Annotated in this window: 22 protein-coding genes; 9 read left to right on the top strand and 13 right to left on the bottom strand. The window is 61.2% G+C overall.

The annotated features are described in order from the left end of the window. Positions 1 to 46: 46 nt before the first annotated feature. The 3 genes from WBB14_RS07635 to WBB14_RS07625 form a co-directional block, all read right to left on the bottom strand. Positions 47 to 1,153: a hypothetical protein gene (locus WBB14_RS07635; RefSeq protein ID WP_424239301.1), complete on the bottom strand. Its 1,107-nt coding sequence runs from the start codon at positions 1,151 to 1,153 to the stop codon at positions 47 to 49. Then, positions 1,143 to 1,781, bottom strand: coding sequence for a hypothetical protein (locus WBB14_RS07630; RefSeq protein WP_424239300.1), 639 nt, complete (start codon positions 1,779 to 1,781; stop codon positions 1,143 to 1,145). The genes WBB14_RS07635 and WBB14_RS07630 overlap by 11 nt, the downstream gene beginning before the upstream one ends. A gap of 416 nt (positions 1,782 to 2,197) precedes the next feature. After that, positions 2,198 to 3,091: a hypothetical protein gene (locus tag WBB14_RS07625; protein WP_424239299.1), complete on the bottom strand. Its 894-nt coding sequence runs from the start codon at positions 3,089 to 3,091 to the stop codon at positions 2,198 to 2,200. A 452-nt stretch (positions 3,092 to 3,543) separates the two neighbouring features. Here WBB14_RS07625 and WBB14_RS07620 point away from each other — a divergent pair, with 452 nt between their 5' ends. Next, entirely contained in the window at positions 3,544 to 3,876 is a 333-nt protein-coding gene (locus WBB14_RS07620; RefSeq protein WP_424239298.1) for a hypothetical protein, read from the top strand. Positions 3,877 to 3,917: 41 nt separating this feature from the next. Here the strand turns inward: WBB14_RS07620 and WBB14_RS07615 are convergent, their stop codons facing one another. From WBB14_RS07615 to WBB14_RS07595, 5 genes are all read right to left on the bottom strand, one after another. Beyond that, a complete protein-coding gene (locus WBB14_RS07615; RefSeq protein ID WP_424239297.1) occupies positions 3,918 to 4,475 on the bottom strand; it encodes a sugar O-acetyltransferase in 558 nt (185 codons plus the stop codon). 57 nt (positions 4,476 to 4,532) lie between these two features. After that, on the bottom strand, positions 4,533 to 4,958 hold the full coding sequence (locus tag WBB14_RS07610; protein WP_424239296.1) for a hypothetical protein: 426 nt from the start codon (positions 4,956 to 4,958) through the stop codon (positions 4,533 to 4,535). Positions 4,959 to 4,973: 15 nt separating this feature from the next. Further along, on the bottom strand, positions 4,974 to 5,348 hold the full coding sequence (locus tag WBB14_RS07605; RefSeq protein ID WP_424239295.1) for a glutaredoxin family protein: 375 nt from the start codon (positions 5,346 to 5,348) through the stop codon (positions 4,974 to 4,976). Positions 5,349 to 5,480: 132 nt separating this feature from the next. Then, positions 5,481 to 6,017, bottom strand: coding sequence for a DUF4189 domain-containing protein (locus WBB14_RS07600; protein WP_424239294.1), 537 nt, complete (start codon positions 6,015 to 6,017; stop codon positions 5,481 to 5,483). Between the two features lie 192 nt (positions 6,018 to 6,209). After that, the gene (locus WBB14_RS07595) at positions 6,210 to 7,166 is read right to left on the bottom strand and encodes a GlxA family transcriptional regulator (protein ID WP_424239293.1); all 957 of its coding nucleotides are present in this window, start codon (positions 7,164 to 7,166) and stop codon (positions 6,210 to 6,212) included. Between the two features lie 148 nt (positions 7,167 to 7,314). On the opposite strand from WBB14_RS07595, the gene WBB14_RS07590 reads away from it, so the two are divergent. From WBB14_RS07590 to WBB14_RS07575, 4 genes are all read left to right on the top strand, one after another. Next, positions 7,315 to 7,632 carry a DUF3817 domain-containing protein gene (locus WBB14_RS07590; protein ID WP_424239292.1) on the top strand — a complete coding sequence of 106 codons (318 nt, stop codon included), beginning with the start codon at positions 7,315 to 7,317 and terminating at the stop codon, positions 7,630 to 7,632. 3 nt (positions 7,633 to 7,635) lie between these two features. Continuing rightward, the gene (locus tag WBB14_RS07585; protein ID WP_424239291.1) at positions 7,636 to 8,064 is read left to right on the top strand and encodes a CopD family protein; all 429 of its coding nucleotides are present in this window, start codon (positions 7,636 to 7,638) and stop codon (positions 8,062 to 8,064) included. A gap of 336 nt (positions 8,065 to 8,400) precedes the next feature. Then, on the top strand, positions 8,401 to 9,060 hold the full coding sequence (locus WBB14_RS07580; RefSeq protein ID WP_424239290.1) for a hypothetical protein: 660 nt from the start codon (positions 8,401 to 8,403) through the stop codon (positions 9,058 to 9,060). 604 nt (positions 9,061 to 9,664) lie between these two features. Then, entirely contained in the window at positions 9,665 to 10,063 is a 399-nt protein-coding gene (locus tag WBB14_RS07575) for a YkvA family protein (protein ID WP_424239289.1), read from the top strand. Positions 10,064 to 10,093: 30 nt separating this feature from the next. Here WBB14_RS07575 and WBB14_RS07570 read toward each other — a convergent pair whose 3' ends face one another. Next, on the bottom strand, positions 10,094 to 10,804 hold the full coding sequence (locus tag WBB14_RS07570) for a hypothetical protein (RefSeq protein WP_424239288.1): 711 nt from the start codon (positions 10,802 to 10,804) through the stop codon (positions 10,094 to 10,096). 199 nt (positions 10,805 to 11,003) lie between these two features. On the opposite strand from WBB14_RS07570, the gene WBB14_RS07565 reads away from it, so the two are divergent. Further along, the gene (locus WBB14_RS07565) at positions 11,004 to 11,477 is read left to right on the top strand and encodes a DUF2846 domain-containing protein (protein WP_424239287.1); all 474 of its coding nucleotides are present in this window, start codon (positions 11,004 to 11,006) and stop codon (positions 11,475 to 11,477) included. 32 nt (positions 11,478 to 11,509) lie between these two features. After that, positions 11,510 to 11,830: a hypothetical protein gene (locus WBB14_RS07560; protein WP_424239286.1), complete on the top strand. Its 321-nt coding sequence runs from the start codon at positions 11,510 to 11,512 to the stop codon at positions 11,828 to 11,830. Between the two features lie 23 nt (positions 11,831 to 11,853). Here the strand turns inward: WBB14_RS07560 and WBB14_RS07555 are convergent, their stop codons facing one another. From WBB14_RS07555 to WBB14_RS07545, 3 genes are all read right to left on the bottom strand, one after another. Further along, positions 11,854 to 12,294 (bottom strand): hypothetical protein, encoded by a 441-nt coding sequence (locus tag WBB14_RS07555; RefSeq protein ID WP_424239285.1) that lies wholly within the window; start codon positions 12,292 to 12,294, stop codon positions 11,854 to 11,856. A 105-nt stretch (positions 12,295 to 12,399) separates the two neighbouring features. Next, positions 12,400 to 12,975 (bottom strand): isochorismatase family cysteine hydrolase, encoded by a 576-nt coding sequence (locus WBB14_RS07550; protein ID WP_424239284.1) that lies wholly within the window; start codon positions 12,973 to 12,975, stop codon positions 12,400 to 12,402. Positions 12,976 to 13,166: 191 nt separating this feature from the next. Further along, complete coding sequence (locus WBB14_RS07545) at positions 13,167 to 14,291, bottom strand: agmatine deiminase family protein (protein WP_424239283.1); 1,125 nt, start codon at positions 14,289 to 14,291, stop codon at positions 13,167 to 13,169. Between the two features lie 148 nt (positions 14,292 to 14,439). Here WBB14_RS07545 and WBB14_RS07540 point away from each other — a divergent pair, with 148 nt between their 5' ends. Next, the gene (locus WBB14_RS07540) at positions 14,440 to 15,318 is read left to right on the top strand and encodes a LysR family transcriptional regulator (protein WP_424239282.1); all 879 of its coding nucleotides are present in this window, start codon (positions 14,440 to 14,442) and stop codon (positions 15,316 to 15,318) included. 95 nt (positions 15,319 to 15,413) lie between these two features. Next, positions 15,414 to 16,166: an SDR family NAD(P)-dependent oxidoreductase gene (locus WBB14_RS07535; RefSeq protein WP_424239281.1), complete on the top strand. Its 753-nt coding sequence runs from the start codon at positions 15,414 to 15,416 to the stop codon at positions 16,164 to 16,166. Between the two features lie 84 nt (positions 16,167 to 16,250). Here the strand turns inward: WBB14_RS07535 and WBB14_RS07530 are convergent. Beyond that, positions 16,251 to 17,032, bottom strand: a 782-nt coding sequence (locus tag WBB14_RS07530; RefSeq protein WP_424239280.1) for a hypothetical protein, incomplete at its 5' end; no start/stop codon positions are given.

Genomic DNA, 17,032 nt, shown 5'->3' with positions numbered 1-17,032 from the left:
GAAAATAGTAGCCCGACACCATCATTTCGCGTCCGACAGCACAGGGTTAGATCAGAAATTCGCTCTCAACCTTAGCCCGCCACGCCGGAAAGCTGGTCGGGATGTCGGGCTGCAATTCCTGCGCGATACGCAGGACTAGCATGTTCAGCTCCTCCGCCATTTGCCTTACCGCCGCGATCTCGGTTGCCGACTGTACGATCTTCCGGCTGCCGTCCACGACATCGAGCATTTGCAAATACTTCTCGTTATGTGCCAGGGTAAAGAACCAGTTCTGCAATGATGCGACGATTCTTCCCTCGTAGTAGGAGTGATGCACGAGGTCGGAATCTGGCATGGCATAGACCAGTGACATGATGTCGAAGCTGGACAGCGCGACGGTCGAATCGGCATCCTCCTTCATGTTTTTGAGCAGGCGAATCGCCTTTTTACAACCACCCCCCGTTCGGGCGTCTTTTTCATTGATTAATGCTCGTACCTTAAAGGGGAAGTTGGTAACTAACGTGTACTTCTCCTTGTCGTAAATCTGCACACCCCTGTCATCGTCATTACCCGTTCGCTGATAGTTCGCGGTCCTGTACAAAACGGACGGCACTATATCAATATCACGTAGCAGCGAACCTTCGGACATCCTGATACATTTCGCTCCAGAATCATCCACCTTGGCGGCAGGAAAAGCGGAGTGAAGGACTATGCAAGAATTAGAACGTAAGGTAATAATTTGGGAGACTGCGTTGTTCGCACTGGCCGTATAACTGGACGCGGCCACTCCATAACTGTCATACACAAAGAAGGCCCATGGCCACACGAGCATGTCCACATCGCTCACGCGTCGTAGATGCACGTTCAACGGTAGCGATCCTTGCAATTCAACCGTTACAGCATTTCCGTTCTTCAAAAGCCCGGAATCAAGCTGTTTTGCGACTCGTTCGGCCTCTCGATAACTAATGGCAGTGTACTTTGCATCGACTTCTTGCATGGATATCAACGCATATTGGAAGCTCCTAGACTTGGTTTTGTTCTGGTAGCCCCGAGCCACCGAGTCCAGAAGCGAACTGTCTTCGCCGAGAGGGAAGCTCTTATTGAGCGCAGTGAGGCTCGTACCGTTGCGTCGCGCATTAACCCGGCCGATACGGCTGGAAAAGTCAGTTGCCACGTGTTTTCCTGGTTAGTTTCATGCGGCCGCCGGTGTAGCGGCCACCACCATTGAAATAGGTTGCTTCGGCTGTGGACCTGTCGGAGGAAATGTGCCATTCGGCATAACCGTGATGTGCCTTCAGTTCAGGCTCGCCGGGCCGAGGCTCATTGCGATAGCTGTACATCAAGATATAGCCCACGTCTTCCTCGACTAGAACAGAGGCAGCCACGCTGCGCGAGCGCGATAGCTCTGTTTCAGAGTAGATTCGGATTTTTTCCCATCCCTGAGAAATGGTCACTTCAGCGGTCCAGTTGTATTGGACTTCACCAGTGAGGGGATCGATAGTCTCGCCGATGCAATCCCACTTCCCACGCAGATCCGGAATGTCGAGGACGAAATGCACCAGCCAAGTGCGCCACGCCCATTTGTCGAAGGCGAGATGTCCAAGTGTATAGAAAATGGTGGCTGTGAGAGGCAGAGTCCAAAAGGCACGCGCTTGTAGGAAGCCCCAACGCTCTGCGTATGTGATCGCACTGGCGATTACTAGGGCAATACCCGAGCTTGCCAGCCCGGCGCCGACGCCGAGGAAGCGTCCCACCGTCGCACGGCTATGGCCAATGACGGCATATTCATGATTGGAAGCCAAAATTCTCCCCGTCGAGAAAGTACTACGGCGCTACCACAATGAGAGAGTTCCTTCTGCAAGAACTTCATCGCGATTTTCAAGATCGCCTGCCGCTAGTTTCTAAAGAAGGCCTCGGTGGCAGGATAGTATCCGTTTTGTCAGAATTGGAGTACGTGACGGCTATAACTGCGAGCCTCCTATGACACGTGCCGCCAAGATTGGTTGACCAAAACCTGTGGCAGAGCTTCAACATCAGGGTGTCCACGTGCGTTGATCGAGGCAGCAACGGCCAGGCACCTTTTCCCTCGCTGGGAGGCACCACGTAAATCATGGACTATCTTGGCGACCACATGCCGCGAAACTGCAGCCTGACACCTTTGCTATGACAGTTGTATTTCTCACGTTTGTTAAATCGCAATATGACTCGTTCATCGAAATCATATTCCTATTAATGGGGTGATTAACGCGATCGCCCCACTTGCGACAATGTTGCCCATTGCACCTTCACAGATGGTCTTTGCGGATTGCAGCAATTTTCTGATATGCCCTGGGGCGGGTGCCGGGCCATTCAATTGAGAGCTCAGTTCATTGAGAATGGGTGTAAGACTCCCCGTAATAGCGGCGGGAAGTGAAGCCACGAGATTGTTGAGTTGCGCTACCACGTCTCGCACTTGATTGAGATCCAATGCAGCTGAGGCGTTCTGGTAATTGGTGACCGTTGCTTGGCCGGATATGTCACCCAGCACACCAACGTTTTGAATAATGAACTGCTGTCCCGCAGGCTGTGCCTTTTCTTTTTCCTGCGTGTTAAACATCATTCCCTCGCCAAGAACGCCGGCTTTCTCCATTTCAAGACTCCAATTCAAGATAAGATTACGTACCGCGTCGAGTACGCGGATGACTGCCGTCCGTTCGAGCTTCAGGATCGGTTCCAACTTCACGGGCATCATCTCTAGGAGCAGGTTTATGTGCTCTTGAGACAACTCGACATGTAGACTGCCAGCTCCCGCCGCTAACAGGGCTTCCAATTCTGCAATTGATTGACGGCATGGAGCCGCGCAGACAATTTCGGCGATCTTTGGATTGGCAAAGTAAAGAGGTTGAAGCCCGTGATAGGGATTCTTGACCTTCATTTCTCCGACCAATTTTCGATAGGGAGGCAGGTCATCTTCCTCGATGCCTGCGTAGCCATCTAGCTCCCAATTTATCCATTGCAGTTCGTCTGCAAGATCTAGTTTCACCGCCGCAGCACGGGCTTTCCGCAGGAGATTGGCTACAGAGCTAGATCCGTCCATGGCCTCTGATTGAATTTGCAATATCAAGCTCGACATTTTTTCCCTGTAGAGACCGTCATTTCAGCAGTCAGGTTGAAAACACAAGTAGACGTGTCAGACTATCATTCCATCAGCCGCGTGCTGCCAGATTGTAGTCTGGCTCCTTCATTTAACGGCTTCTGATCTGTCCATGCCTACAGGTCATGAACTACAAACTTGGGAAATACATCGAGTTCACCGTAGCAATTCCGTACGCCGGTCGATACGACATTGGTCGTCCTGCGTCAAACGGATTTCGGCTTCGTATTGAGCCCGGTTTGCAGGTCGCGATCTTTAGCTATGACTGCTAATCGGCAGCAGAGCGTCTCGCGTTAAACGGCGATTTAGCGTGGCGAAATTGTCATCGTCGGCGGAGATTTACTGGCCATGTCGCATATACTCGCTTCGCCATCGCCCAGCGGTGGCTCGGTTTGGAAGCCGGATAGTGTCTTTGGCGTTTGGAGGCTGTCATGCAATCCCACCCCCTAACCCAAAACCCCTGGTCCGTGGACACCGACCCCGAGTTCGGTTCCATTCCCCTGGCCCATCTCCACCACATCGACCGAGCCCGCCACGCCATCGAGGCCATCGCCCGCATGGTCGGCAATAGCGCATCCGAACCCGACGCAACAGGCGGGCAGCCGTTGGACGCGTGGACGGTGGCGGCATTGATGGGCGGAGTGGAAGGCTTGTGCGATCACCTGGGCACCTTGACCGATGCCATGCTGGCCGAGGCGCGTTCTTGGGAGGTGGATGCAGATCTCGGCGACGTCACGCACGACGCGCCGTCGTCGATCCAGTAGCCAAACTCAGCAGCCAGAGGCGCGGCGCTAGCGCGCCCGCCTTATTCAGCAATCGACCGAATCACCCTGGCCGGATTCCCACCCACCAGCGTATTCGCCGGCACATCCTTGGTGACCACCGAACCCGCCGCGACCACCGAGTTCTCGCCCACAGTCACGCCACCAATTACGGTCGCACCCGCCGCAATCCAGACATTCCTCTCGATCACAATGGGCTTCGCAGTGACGAAATCACGACGCCGCGAAGGTTCGATGGGATGACCAGACGTGATGAGGCTGACGTTCGGCCCGATCATCACATCACCGGCAATACTCAACCCGCCCAAGTCATAGAAGGTGCAGTTCTGATTGACGAAGACGTTGCGCCCGACGCTGATGTCGGGGCCGCCGGTCGTATAGAACGGCGGAATCAACAGAAAGCTCTCATCGACCGTCTTGCCGATCAGTTCGCTGAACAAGGCGCGGACTTCGGCGGCGTCGTTGAAGGTCAGGCGGTTGAGGGCGGCGGTGATAGTCATCGCGCGTTTGACGTTGGCCGTCATGGCCGCCGATTCGGGCGTTCTTCTGGGAATGATCAGGCTGCGGTCGTCATTTGCCATTTGCGGCTTTCCTTTGAGGTACGGCGTAGTCAGCGCCGGCGAACACAAAGCCCGCACTCAACGCGGCTTCCAATTCACCCCATCCTTGGACCGATACTCCGGCGTCCCCGTGCAACACCCGCCCGCGGCAAACGCCTGCCGCCCCAGGAACGCAGTCACCACCCCCTTGCTCTCGGTCAGCCGCTGCTGGACGCAGATAGTCGGCAGCAGAGAGAAGTCGCCTTCAAGCACCAGCGTCCACTTCACGTTCTCGCCTTCGGCCGGCTCGACCTTGTACACCCTGCATTCATGCACCAGCAAATGCATGGGCTGCCCGGCCAGCACGCCCTTGAACTGCAGCTCCGGCGGCGTGTCGCGCGTGGCGATGGCTTCGGCGTTGAGTTTTGACCCGGGCGGCGCGGGTTTCAAGGACGAGGAATCGCAGCCGGCCAGCGCGCTCGCGGCGCCCAAGGTGATGAGGAGCAGGCGAGCCACGCGCGTCATGCCTGTGAACTCCCGTCAGGCCACGTTGGCGAAGCGTTGTTCGAGGTAGGCGATGATGTCGCTGGACTCATACATCCAGCGCGTGCCTTCCGCCTCGTCAATGCGCAGGCATGGCACTTTCACTTTGCCGCCGCCTGCCTGCAATTGCGCGCGTGCTTCGGGATCGCCCTTGGCGTCGCGCAGCGCGATGGGCGCGTTCAGTTTGTGGATGGCGCGTCGCGTCTTGACGCAGAACGGGCAGGCGTGGAATTGGTAGAGCGACAGCTTGGCCGCTTCGGCGTTGACCGTGGCCTGGCCTTGCGCGGAGCGTTGTTGTGGGCGTGGGCGTGTGAGGGCGTCGCCCAGCACGATGATTTGACCCAGGCCGACACGCAGGGCTTTGACTAGCATGGAGAGGGACTCGATACGGATGGACAGGCGGCCAGTCTACTCTGTGCGGCGTATTCCGGTATTGCGAATGCCGTCATCTGCACTGGCTGTCATCCTGTGCCAAGTCCTGACGCAGGACTCGAAGCCGGCGCGTTATTGAAACCGCACCGGGTAGCTGCAGCCCGCATAGAAGGTTTTGCAGGTGGCCTGCGTGTCTTTCTTGCAGGTTTCCATGCCCAGCGCTTCTGCCTGTTCCTTGGTCTCGGCGCTGGCGGAATTCATCAAGACGCCCTCGCCCTTGGGCGATGGGCCATACACCACCGCCACGCATTGGTTGTAGTAGGTGATGTTGGTCTCGCAACCCTTGCCGCCTTTGGATGCGCAATGTTCCAGCGCGGCCTGTTCGGCCTTGGCCTTGCTGGTCTTGTCGGCGGCGATGCCAACGGAACCCGAGGGCGGGTCGTAGGCGATCGCGCCCCAGCGGGTGGTCCAGCGCGGTTCGTCAGGCGTGGTTTGTGCGCCCGTGCCGCCTTGGGGCCGCGACAGGCCAGGGATGGGCACGCACTGCTGGCCCGGCGTGCCGGCGGCGTTGGGCATGAAGCCGTCCGGGCAGCCTTGCTCGGCCTGTGCCAGGCCAGGGATACCGAGCTGCAGTATCGCCAGTAGGAAAACCAGTTTCAAAGCACGCATGTGTCGCCTCGCGGGTGTCGTGTTCTTCAAGTCAGATGCGGCGCGTCCCGCGGATAAAGCCCGGGCAGGCGAAGCGTCTGAGATAAGGAGTCAGGCTGTGGATTTGCCCCGGGAAGTGTAGTCTGACTTGTCTCCGCAGCCGGTTCTGATTTATGGCAACGGCATGCCATGCGACGCGTCACGCTGGCCTCATCACGCCACGCGCCGGAACGCCCTTCGATACCCCATCGGGCTCGTCCCCACGATCCCCGTGAAATGCTCCCGCAGCGATACCGCTGACCCAAATCCCACCTCCATCGCGACCCGCTCCACCGGCAGGTCCGTCGTCTCCAGCATCCCGCGCGCGCGGTTCACACGGGCCTGGATCACCCATTGCAATGGACTGACGCCTAACAGTTCCTGAAACCGCCGGTTCAAGGTGCGCACGCTCACTGCCGCCTGCGCGGCCAACGCGCCGACAGTCAGGTTGTGCGCCAGTCTGCTCTCGATCCAGTGCAGCAGTGGCGTCAGGTCGGTGTGCGAGGCCGGCGTGGGCCGGACGATGAATTGCGCCTGGCCGCCAGCGCGTTCCAGCGGCACCACGGCCAGCCGGGCGCTGTTGGCGGCGACTGCGGCGCCGTGGTCGCGCTTGATCAAGTGCAGGCACAGGTCCATGCCGGCGGCGGCGCCGGCGGAGGTGAGGATCTGGCCGTTGTCGACGAACAGCACGTTCGGATTGACGTCGATGGCGGGGTAGCGGCGCGCCAGTTGGTCGGCGGCTTTCCAGTGGGTGGTGGCCTTCAGGCCGTCGAGGATGCCGCTGGCGGCCAGGACGAAGGCGCCGGTGCAGATGGAGGCGATGCGGGCGCCTGCGGCGTGGGCGTGGCGGATCAGGTCCAGGATGTCGCGGGGGACATCGCGGCTCGGGTCGGCCAGGCCGGGCACGATGACGGTGTGCGCGTGGCGCGCCACGTCAAGGCGGGCGCGGATGTGCAGGTCATAGGCGTGGGTCTTGACGCGGGGTTTGCTGGCGCAGACCTGCAGTTCGTAGGGGCGGCGGCCATCGAGGGTTTCGGCGAGCTGGAAGATCTCGCAGGGCGCGGCGAGGTCGCCCGCGACCAGGCCGTCGAAGGCGAGCACGGCGATGCGATGGGGGGCTTTCTTGGGCATGCCTGGGGTTCCGGCGGTTGCGGCGGACCAGATCGGCCCGGTCGCACGGTTGGCGGATTTCTTTCGAAGATTGGCATTTTGGCCAATGGCAGGCGATTGCGCCAGCCCGGACAATGCCGGTTCCCTTTGCGTTGCGGTGGCGATGTCCATGAAAGATTCCGGCGGTTCGACATACTCCCTATTCAAGTGGGCGGCGGTCCTGGAGGGGACAACGCTGCTGGCGCTGGTCGGCGTCGCGGTGCCGTTGAAGCATCTGGCCGGGGTGCCGGCGCCGGTGTCGTGGATCGGGCCGGTGCATGGCGTGGCGTTCATGGTCTACATCGCGCTGGCGTGCAATGTGGCGTCGGCGCAGGACTGGCCGCGCAAGCGGCTGCTGCTGACCTTGCTGGCGACGCTGGTGCCGTTTGGCGGCTATGTGATCGCGCGCAAGTTGGACCGCGCCGTGGCACCCGCCAGAAGGGTGTGAGCGATGGGATATTTGCTGATCAAGTCGCTGCACATCGCATTGATGCTGTTCTGGGTTTCGGGGATGGTGGTACAGGCGTTCGTGCTGGCGGCAGCCGCGAAACTGCCTGGGCCGGCGTTGCCGCAAGAGCTGGCGCGATTGCGCTTGTTGCGCAGCTGGGAGCGCACGCTGACCACGCCGGCGATGGTGGGGGCGCTGGCAACGGGCGTGTATCTGGCGGCGAGCGCGGGGTGGTTTGGCAGCGGCTGGCTGTCGGTGAAGCTGGCGTTGGTGCTGGGGCTGGCTGCGGTCCATGGGATGCAGGCTGGCCGGCTGCGGCGGACGGTTGAGGCTGCGGGTGGCGGCGAGGGAGCGGCGCGCGCGAACCTGTTGCCGCTGGTGGCGATTGCGCTCGTGCTCATCATCGTGTTGGTTGTGGTGAAGCCGTTTTGAGGCGCGGGCGCTGAACGCGAAAAACTTGTTCGACAAGGCGTATTGCGAGTATTCCGCGTATGCCGAACACCGCAACGACTGCGGCGCGCCGCGCAATGTGATTCCAACGTTGCGCGGGCGGTTCCAGGCATCGTAGGCGTGGGCGGTTGCCAGCCTATGAAGGCACTGCAATAAAGGTGAAGGACTACGATTTTTTCAAGGAAGTTGTGGCCCATACCCAGCTGCGGCTTGCGCTTTTTGGATGAATCCTGATGGATTAATACCGGCTCAGATCGTGCGGGTTCGTTATTAAATGTGCGGCAAGCTTCACTGTCTAAAAATAAGCGAGGTGTACCCATGCCGCACTCTCGATTCGCCCTGCATGCTCTGGCCTTGACCGGAGCCTTGTTGATGACGTTGGGCGCCGCCGCCCTAGCACAGGGAACCGGCCAGACCGCTCCGGCCGCAAGCCAGCCGGAGCGGGCGAAATATTGCGAGTGTAGTTTCTCATCGGGGCAATACCAGACCTATAGCGTCAACGGGATATGTACCGTCCAGCTGTACCGCGGACGTGTATGCGAATACGGCCTCTCGGGTATCGGGGCCAACCCTGCGGTAATCGCCGCAATACTGGGGCAGGATGCATACAACACGCAGCTGCAAATAGCGGCGCAGATATTCCCCCGCTATCTGACGTTTGCGCAGTCAGGAGACACTTCCGCCTTGAGCGAGAGCGGCTTTATTGAAACCGCGCTGCCGGTCCTGGCGCGAGCCAGCCTGTTTCGAGAGGCCGCCGTCAACGCGGAAATTCCCATCAAGCAGATCGATAACGAGATTGTCGTTTTCTCCAAGAAATACAGTAGCGTCATATCGGAAGTGTTCCAAGGCAAAAGGCCGCCCATTTCGGTGAAGTGGACGGATGACTTTCAGTTCGAGATCGGGCGGGGCTATGTGCTGATGGATTACAAGCAAGTGTCGCAATTGCTGGTGCTGTTCTTTTCCGATGCGAAACGGTGATCGGCCATGGATTTGACCTGCATGCGAGAACTGCCCGGATTGGACTGGGTCATGCTTTGCCTGTCCCTAGTGGTGGCCTTGGTCTTGTTTGTGCTTGGGGTGTATTTGTTGCTTCGACCCAGGCCTGTCTCAACCCCGCCCATAACCACCAAACCTGAAGTGGAAGCGAGTGTCGACAAATATGGCTTGAAAGGGCCTGTCGGCGTGTTTCTGATACTCCTCTCCATCACGATGGTTGGAGGGCTTTATTGGCATTTGAACAGCCGATTTTCCGCTGATGCGGAAGCATTCAGAGGGGCTCCTCGCACATTGGGTTCGGTCGCCGAAGGCCTGCGCCACAACTCCGGCGCTAACATTCTGCTAAGAGGCGGAGTCGAGACAATAGTGATTTCTCGGCCCGTGCGAGGCGCGTGCTGGACGGCGTTGGCAGACAATCTGTGCGCGGTGTATCAGGATACGTTGACGTGCAGCTGGGAAGGCAATCGGATTGTCATTGACCGTAAGCCCTGACTTGTCCTGTGATCGGAGCCGAACGGGTGTGGCAGACTATGGTTTCACACAGCTGAAAATTTGTTTTTTTCGGCACGAGACCCTGCTCTCCCGCATGAACTTCAGCGACCATCTGAAAGCCTGGGCCAAGCGCATCAAGCGCGACGGCCTGACGCTATGGTTTGCCGGCAAGCACGCCCGCACGCCCTGGTACGCCAAGGCGCTGGGCCTGTTCGTGGTGGCGTATGCGCTCAGTCCGATCGACTTGATTCCCGACTTCATCCCCGTGTTGGGTTACGTCGATGACGTGCTGCTATTGCCTGGCCTGATCTGGCTGGCCATCAAACTGTTGCCGCCCGATGTGCTGCAGGAATGCCGAGGCCAGGCGGACGTCTGGATGCAGGCGCAGGGCGGCGCGAAGCCGCGCAGTCTGGCGGGTGCGGTGATGATCGTGGCGCTATGGTTGGGGATAAGCGTTGCGGCGTGGTTCTGGCTTGCGCCGTACTTTCGGTAGCCCCGCTGAGCAGCGGGCTTGCGCGCAGGATTAGGCCGAACTCTCTTCCACAAATCCCAAAGTCCTGAGTTCGCTGATCGCGCCCTTCTCCTCGTCCCGGCGCGCTTTGGGCGCGGCCAGCGAGGCGGTCAGCAGCATGGATGGATTGGGCGATTCGTTAAAGCCATGCAGCACGCTGGCCATGCCCGGGAACGCCTGGACGAAATCCGCTCCCAGCGCCTCATACCCCGGATAGCGCCCCTGCTTATCCACGATGACCTGCGTTTGCGGATCGCGCCGGACCAGGTGCAGCGGCACGCCTTCGCAGCGCAGGCCCAGCAGCTTGGCTTCGCTGATGTCCAATGCCCAATCCGTCTCTGCGTAGAAGGCGGCGCGCGCGCTTTCGAACTGATCGAGTAGGCGGCCGTCCTTGCAGAACGCAGTGGGCGTCAGGTTGAGGTTGAGCTTGCCGATCTTGCCCACCAGCTTGACCCGGCGAAAGAACGAGGCCCACACCAGCAGGATGGGGTTGGTGGACAAGTCCTCGATCAGCACGTCTTCAAACATGCAGGGCTGGATCATCGAGTTGACGGCGCGGCACTTGGATAGGCGCACGTTCTGCACGCGCGACATGCGCTGAGGCGTCTTCACCATGGACAGGGCGCAGTTGTCGAAGGTGCAGTCGTGGAAGTGCAGATCGCTGAAGTGCGAGCTGCCCTTGTCGTAGGCCATCAGGAAGGTTGCGCCTTCGGTTTTCTTCATGGGCGAGGGAGATGTCAGGCTGCGATGTCGCCGGGGAGTCGTAGTCTGCCATTTCTAATCCCGGAACAGCAGTATTTCCTACTGCGAGATAGCTTATTTGGTATTCATGTGACATTATTAGAATATCTTGGATACATTTACCCGTTCCCCTGCGGAGGGCAGGAAGCGGCAGATAACTAAGCTGAAGAAGATGAATCACATGAATAAAAAGATGTTGAAGTTGGCGGCCGCTGCCGCTTGCGTGATGACGATCGCGGGTTGCGCCAATGTGCCGATGGCGCCAGCTGAACAAAACAAGCAGGCCAAATCGTTCCCGGCGCCGGACGAAGGAAAGTCCGGCCTGTATGTCTACCGCGACAGCTTTGTGGGCAAGGCGCTGAAGAAGGACGTGTACGTCAACGGCAAGTGCCTGGGCGAGACGGCGGACCGTGTGTTTTTCTACACTCAGGTCGCGGGCAACGAACAGCACAAAGTCTCCACTGAGTCGGAGTTCTCGCCGAACGATCTGATGGTGATGATGGAGGCGGGCAAGAACTACTTCGTGCGCCAATTCATCAAGGTGGGCGTATTCGTGGGTGGCGCCGGCGTGGAGCAGGTGACGGAGGAGGAAGGCCAGCGGGTGATCTCCAAGTCCGAAGTGAACCTGGCGGCCGAAGGCCGTTGCGATAGCTGATCGCCTTCGGCTCCCGCCGCTCTTCTAAGGGGATGACGATGCGTCTTGGACTGTTGTTGGCGGCCGTGGTGTTTGCCACGACGGCCCATGCGGCGAACTATCCTTGCTCCGGAAAGAAGGGCGGCGTGGAGCGTTGCGTCGGGGAACAGTTTCTGTGCCGCGACGGTTCGATCAGCGCATCCAAGCGCGTGTGTTCAAGTCCGGATTCCAACGCACAGCCCCTTGTTTCCAAGCCCTCGGCGTCTGGCTCGAATGGCGCGTGTAGCTGCCGCGATGGCCAATACTGCACCGGGCCACGGGGCGGAACGTACTGCTACACCGATAGCGGCAAGAAGTCCTATCTCAGGAAATAGGCGCAGCGCTGTTTGAGGCAATCTCAATAGCTGCCCGCAGGCAGCACGTCCGCCACATATGCGTTGATATCCGGCGTCTCTCGCAGCGCATGCCGCATCCACGCGCCGCGCTCATGCGTGGTTACTTCCAGCTCCCATACGCATGCAATGAACGGCCCCTGCACGGGCTGAAACTGCTCGGGCTGATCCAGCGGCGCGGAGTACATCTGTTGGCACAGGATGCCGCCGGAAATCCACCAGTCCACCAGCAGCCAGACGGCCTCCTCGCCGACGTGCACGATGCAGAAACCCAGGCCCGTGGCGCGCGGGTCTCGGGCGGTGTCTTGCAACGCGGCCATCGCGGTCTTGCGGGCGGCTGCGGCCACTTCAGCGGGCAGCAGCGCAACGGCCGGATCGGGATTGCGTTGTATCGCGTAAGCCTTGATGGCCAGGCCGTCTTCGCGCCATTGCTCGATAAACGCCATGCGGCGCGGTGCGTAAGGTTCTGCGGGTATGGTTCGGAAAGGCATGATGGGCAGCGGGGGTGAACCCTTCGAGGTCATGAGGGCAGGTATTCTTCCAGCCGTCCGCTACGCCAGCAAGGACAAGGCCTGGTCCAACGACAGCACGGTGGTACGCGATTCAAATGCCGTGTCGAACAAATGCTCGTGCACGACGGGGTCCGGGTCGTAGCAGCAGTCCTTGACCGTCAGCAAGCGATAGTCCGCGTCGCTGGCATGCGCAATCGATGACAGCATCACGCCAGTGGACGCGACGCCGGCCATGATCAGCGTATCGATGCCCTGCGCGGAGAGCCGCACTTGCAGATCCGTGCCGAAGAACACGCTGGCGCGGTGGGCGATGATGATGGGCTCGTCTTCGCGGCGGCCGAGTTCGGGCGAGACGCGGTCGTGGACGAAGCGGCCCAGCTGTTTGATGCCCTGCCCGTTCTTGTTCAAGGGGCTGACTTCCGGGTAGCCGGGGCTGAAGTGGATCTTGGCGAAATAGACGCTGACGCCAGCATGCCGCGCGGCGTCGCACAGCTGGCGGGTGTTGTTGAGCAAGGCGGGGGCGACCGACGGGAACAGTTCCATGATGTCGGTCTGGTAGTGCATGACCAGCAAGGCGGTACGCGCCGGGGTGATGGCTCGGGTCTGGATGTTCATGCTCCGCTCCGCAAGAGGTTTGCCACGCGCGCCTTGCGGGTTCCGGCCTGCTCTCGGATGGGCCAGGCCGGTCGTGATGCGTGGCGACGTGATGGAGTGCGACAATAAGGACGCACGACTCTACCACGGCCGCCATGGCGCAACGATGTCTGGAAAGCGGTCCCGCGAGACCCGTCGCGGAACACTGTGAACTACGCCGCCGGCAACTGATTCGTCACGCAATGAATGCCCCCACCGCCAGAGGCGATGGCATCAATGTCCAACTGCACAACCTTGCGGCCCGGATACAAACGCGCCAGCAGATCACGCGCCTTTGTGTCCGCTTCCGCATCGCCGAATTCCGGTGCGATGACCGCGCCGTTGATGACGAAGTAGTTGATATAGCCCGCCGCGAAGTCGGGGTTGTCGTCCATGAACTTGCTGCGACGCGGATTGAGCGGCGGACTCATGGTGTGGATTTCCAGCGGCTTGCCGTCCGCATCCGTCGCGCGGCGCAGGATCTCCAGGTGCTTGCGGGTCAGCGCGTAATCGTAGGACTCGGGGTCCATGTCGAGGTTGGCGACGACGACGCCGGGGCGCGCGAAGCGGGCGTAGAAGTCGACGTGGGCGTCGGTGATGTCGCGGCCCTTGATGCCGGGCAGCCAGATGATCTTGCGCAGGCCCAGGCAGCGCTTCAGTTCTTCCTCGACTTCCGCCTTGCTCCAGCCGGGGTTGCGGTTGCCATTGATCCAGCTGCTTTCGGTCATGATGCCGGTGCCGCGGCCGTCGACTTCGATGCCGCCGCCCTCGCCGACCAGTTCGCTTTGCAGGTATTCGGCGTCAACCACTTCGGTGGTTTCGGCGGCGATCTTGGCGTCGGCAGCGTGGCGCTGCTTGTTGCCCCAGCCGTTGAAGTTGAAGTCCACGCCGGTGACCGAGCCTTGGCCGTCGAGCAGGAAGTTGGCGCCGATGTCGCGCATCCAGATGTCGTCCAGGCGGGTTTCGACAAAGCTGATGTTGTCCGTGCCGCAGTGGCGTTCGGCCAGGCGGCGTTCGCGGCTGCGGCAGAACACGGTGACGGGCTGGTGCGCGGCGATGGCGCGGGCGATGCGGCCCAGGGCGGCCTGGACGTCGGCGGTGAAGTCTTCCCAGATGGCATCCTGGGCGCCGAAGGCGATGAAGGCACGGGCCTGGGGCGCGCCTTCATCGGGCATGTGCCCCCGTGACGCGGATGCGGCCCGCGCGCCGGATGCGAGCAGACCCAAGCCCAGCGAGGCGGCGGCATGGACGCCCATGAGCGTGGCGGTGTGTTGGATGAGTTGGCGGCGGGTGGGCACGTCGGGCTCCTGGAATTCTGGATGATCGATAAAAAATAGTTATGTCGGAGTCAAAGGTGCGCACCTGATGAATTGCAGTGTATTGCCCGCCAAATCGCCTGGACAAGCGATATATTTAGCGGAATTATGATTAGCAGGACTTATCAATATGCTCAAGCAATGGCCTCCCCTGAATGTGTTGCGCGGCTTCGAGGCGGCCGCCCGGCTGGGCAGTTTCCACAAGGCGGCCGATGAACTGCACTTGACGCAGTCGGCGATCAGCCAGCAGGTGCGCAGCCTGGAGGACTATCTGGGCCAGCCGCTGTTTTTCCGCCAGGGACGCGCGGTGTCGCTGACGGACGCGGGCTGGGATCTGTTGGGCACGACGCAGGCCATGCTGCAGCAGTTGGCGGCCGGCATCCGCAGGCTGGACCAGTACCGCAAGCCGAACCAGTTGATCGTGAACACCAGCCCGGCGTTTTCGCGGCACTGGCTGCTGCCCAGGCTGGAGGCCTTCCGCGCCCTGCATCCCGAGGCGGATCTGTGGCTGTACACCAGCGATGCCGCGCCGGACATGGCCAAGCAGACCATAGACGTCGCGCTGCGCGACGACCTGGGGCCGCAGGCGGATTGCGCGTTCCGCGTATTGGTCGAGGACTGCCTGTATCCGGCCTGCCACCCGCGCCTGTTGGCGGCGGATACGCGCGCCACGTTGCATGGCGAGCGCGAGATGGACTGGAGCCATTGGGAAACGCAGGGCGGCGCCGACCTGGGCCAGCGCGGCCAAGGCATGAACTTCTCCGACCCGGGCCAGTTGCTGGATGCGGCCCGCGAGGGCCTGGGCATGGCGTTGGTCAGCGGCTTGCTGGCGCAACGTTCACGCGACGACGGTTCGCTGGCGGCGTTGACGGAGCAAACGGTGCGAGGACCGAAGTGGGCCTGGCTGGTGCATCGGGACAGCCAGGGTGATCCCTTGACGCGGGCGTTCTGCGAGTGGGTGTCTGCTGAGTTGGGCGCACAGCAAGAGGATGCTGGCGCGGCGGCTTAGGCGGCTGCCCCGCAGTCAGGCCGCGGTTTGCATGGCGATGTTAATTTGTAGCCTCACCGCCGCATGCGGCGCATTCCCGCACAAGAGATTCATCGATGTCCAATCTTTCAAGTGCGCGCCCTGTCGCGCTAGTCACGGGTTCGACCTCCGGCATAGGCGCGGCCATTGCGCGCCGCCTGTCGCGGGATGGCTATGCGGTGGTCGTGCATTCACGGCGCTCGGCCGAAGCCGGCCATGCCTTGGCGCGTGAATTGGGTGAGGCGGTCTATGTGCAAGCGGACTTGGCGAACGATGCCGACCGGGTCCGGCTGGTCCGGGAAGCGGTCGCGGCATGGGGGCGGCTGGATGTGCTGGTCAACAACGCCGGCATCAGCCGCGTCATTCCCCATGCGGATCTGGCCGCCGCCACGCCGGACATCTGGCATGAGTTGCATGAGGTCAATGTGGTGGCGCCGTTTCGCCTGGTGGCCGAGGCGCAGGCCGCGTTGAAAGAGGCGGCGGCGCAAGGCCGTTCCGCTTGCGTGGTCAACGTGAGCTCGCACGCCGGCGTCCGACCCAAGGGCGCTTCCATTCCGTATGCGGCGACCAAGGCGGCGCTCAATCATGTGACGCGTTTGCTCGCGCTTTCACTCGCTCCGGATATCCGGGTGAATGCGGTTGCGCCAGGGCTGGTGGACACGCCGCTGACGGCCGATTGGACGCAGGCCCAGGCATTGTGGCGCGACAAGGCGCCGATGCGCCGGGCGGCTAGTCCCGAGGATATTGCGCAGGCTGTCTCAATGCTGGTCGCGTCGGACTATCTGACCGGCGAGGTCCTGCTGTCCGATGGTGGATTGAATCTCACGTAGCGGCAGGGACCGCGTGGCCGGCCACGGTGTCGCGGCCCCCAACCCCGCAGTCGTCGGGCCTATCCCGCAGGCGTCGGCGCAGCCTTACTTCTGCACGTACTTCTTGCCCGCCGCATCGTAGGCGTAGATGACCGTATCGCCCGCGCCCAGCTGGCGGGTCTTGTCCGGTCCGGAGATTTCCGTGCCGCTGCGCTTGACGGTCACGCGCGGCATGTCGCTGCCGCCATGCGCGGAGAAGACCAGTTCGCCCGAGCTGGCCACGCAAGGCATGACGTCGCCTTCGGCGCAGGCCGCGCTGTTGTCTTCGCCGGTGTTGATGCTGCCTACATAGGTCCAGCCCGCGTCGTCGTCGGGCGGGCCCGGATGGAAGACCAGCAGCGCATAGCCGCTGAAGCTGATCCCGTTGTCGAAGCCTTCGGTGGGCACGGCCAGCAGCAGCTTGCCGCCGGGCGTGCGGTATTCCACCGGCTTGCGGCGGGTGTCCACGTCTTCCGGCTTTTCGTAGGCGCCGAACATGCCGATGGTGTGCTCCATGCCGCGGAATTTCCAGGGGCGTTCGGCCGTGGAGCCGGTCAGGGTGAAGGTGGCTTCGGCCAGGTTGACCTGGGTGCCGGGGCCGACTTCGTCTTCGCCGGGTTTGCCATAGCGTTCGCGCGTGTCCCAGACGAAGCCGGTGTAGTAACCCGTGCCGCCCAGCTCGAAGGCGTGGCCGAACCAGAAGGTGGCGATGCTGCCGTTGGCGACTTCGTAGGAGTCGGCGCCCTTGCCGTCGATCTGGTAGATGGAATACAGCACGGTGGGCGCATCGGGCGGCGCGATGGCGGCGGCGCGGGCGGTTGGTGCGGCATCCTGGCGCGCTGCGGCGC

This window comes from Achromobacter sp. (assembly GCF_049647645.1).
Lineage (GTDB): Bacteria > Pseudomonadota > Gammaproteobacteria > Burkholderiales > Burkholderiaceae_B > Achromobacter.
Note: the sequence above shows the minus strand (reverse complement) of the source record. Positions and strands in the feature narration are given on the sequence as shown.

Excerpts from the sequence above, each read along its gene's own strand:
- WBB14_RS07625 (WP_424239299.1), bottom strand. The coding sequence starts at position 3,091 with ATGTCGAGCTTGATATTGCAAATTCAATCAGAGGCCATGGACGGATCT.
- WBB14_RS07620 (WP_424239298.1), top strand. The coding sequence starts at position 3,544 with ATGCAATCCCACCCCCTAACCCAAAACCCCTGGTCCGTGGACACCGAC.
- WBB14_RS07615 (WP_424239297.1), bottom strand. The coding sequence starts at position 4,475 with ATGGCAAATGACGACCGCAGCCTGATCATTCCCAGAAGAACGCCCGAA.
- WBB14_RS07610 (WP_424239296.1), bottom strand. The coding sequence starts at position 4,958 with ATGACGCGCGTGGCTCGCCTGCTCCTCATCACCTTGGGCGCCGCGAGC.
- WBB14_RS07605 (WP_424239295.1), bottom strand. The coding sequence starts at position 5,348 with ATGCTAGTCAAAGCCCTGCGTGTCGGCCTGGGTCAAATCATCGTGCTG.
- WBB14_RS07600 (WP_424239294.1), bottom strand. The coding sequence starts at position 6,017 with ATGCGTGCTTTGAAACTGGTTTTCCTACTGGCGATACTGCAGCTCGGT.
- WBB14_RS07595 (WP_424239293.1), bottom strand. The coding sequence starts at position 7,166 with ATGCCCAAGAAAGCCCCCCATCGCATCGCCGTGCTCGCCTTCGACGGC.
- WBB14_RS07590 (WP_424239292.1), top strand. The coding sequence starts at position 7,315 with ATGAAAGATTCCGGCGGTTCGACATACTCCCTATTCAAGTGGGCGGCG.
- WBB14_RS07585 (WP_424239291.1), top strand. The coding sequence starts at position 7,636 with ATGGGATATTTGCTGATCAAGTCGCTGCACATCGCATTGATGCTGTTC.
- WBB14_RS07580 (WP_424239290.1), top strand. The coding sequence starts at position 8,401 with ATGCCGCACTCTCGATTCGCCCTGCATGCTCTGGCCTTGACCGGAGCC.
- WBB14_RS07575 (WP_424239289.1), top strand. The coding sequence starts at position 9,665 with ATGAACTTCAGCGACCATCTGAAAGCCTGGGCCAAGCGCATCAAGCGC.
- WBB14_RS07570 (WP_424239288.1), bottom strand. The coding sequence starts at position 10,804 with ATGAAGAAAACCGAAGGCGCAACCTTCCTGATGGCCTACGACAAGGGC.
- WBB14_RS07565 (WP_424239287.1), top strand. The coding sequence starts at position 11,004 with ATGAATAAAAAGATGTTGAAGTTGGCGGCCGCTGCCGCTTGCGTGATG.
- WBB14_RS07560 (WP_424239286.1), top strand. The coding sequence starts at position 11,510 with ATGACGATGCGTCTTGGACTGTTGTTGGCGGCCGTGGTGTTTGCCACG.
- WBB14_RS07555 (WP_424239285.1), bottom strand. The coding sequence starts at position 12,294 with ATGGCGTTTATCGAGCAATGGCGCGAAGACGGCCTGGCCATCAAGGCT.
- WBB14_RS07550 (WP_424239284.1), bottom strand. The coding sequence starts at position 12,975 with ATGAACATCCAGACCCGAGCCATCACCCCGGCGCGTACCGCCTTGCTG.
- WBB14_RS07540 (WP_424239282.1), top strand. The coding sequence starts at position 14,440 with ATGCTCAAGCAATGGCCTCCCCTGAATGTGTTGCGCGGCTTCGAGGCG.
- WBB14_RS07535 (WP_424239281.1), top strand. The coding sequence starts at position 15,414 with ATGTCCAATCTTTCAAGTGCGCGCCCTGTCGCGCTAGTCACGGGTTCG.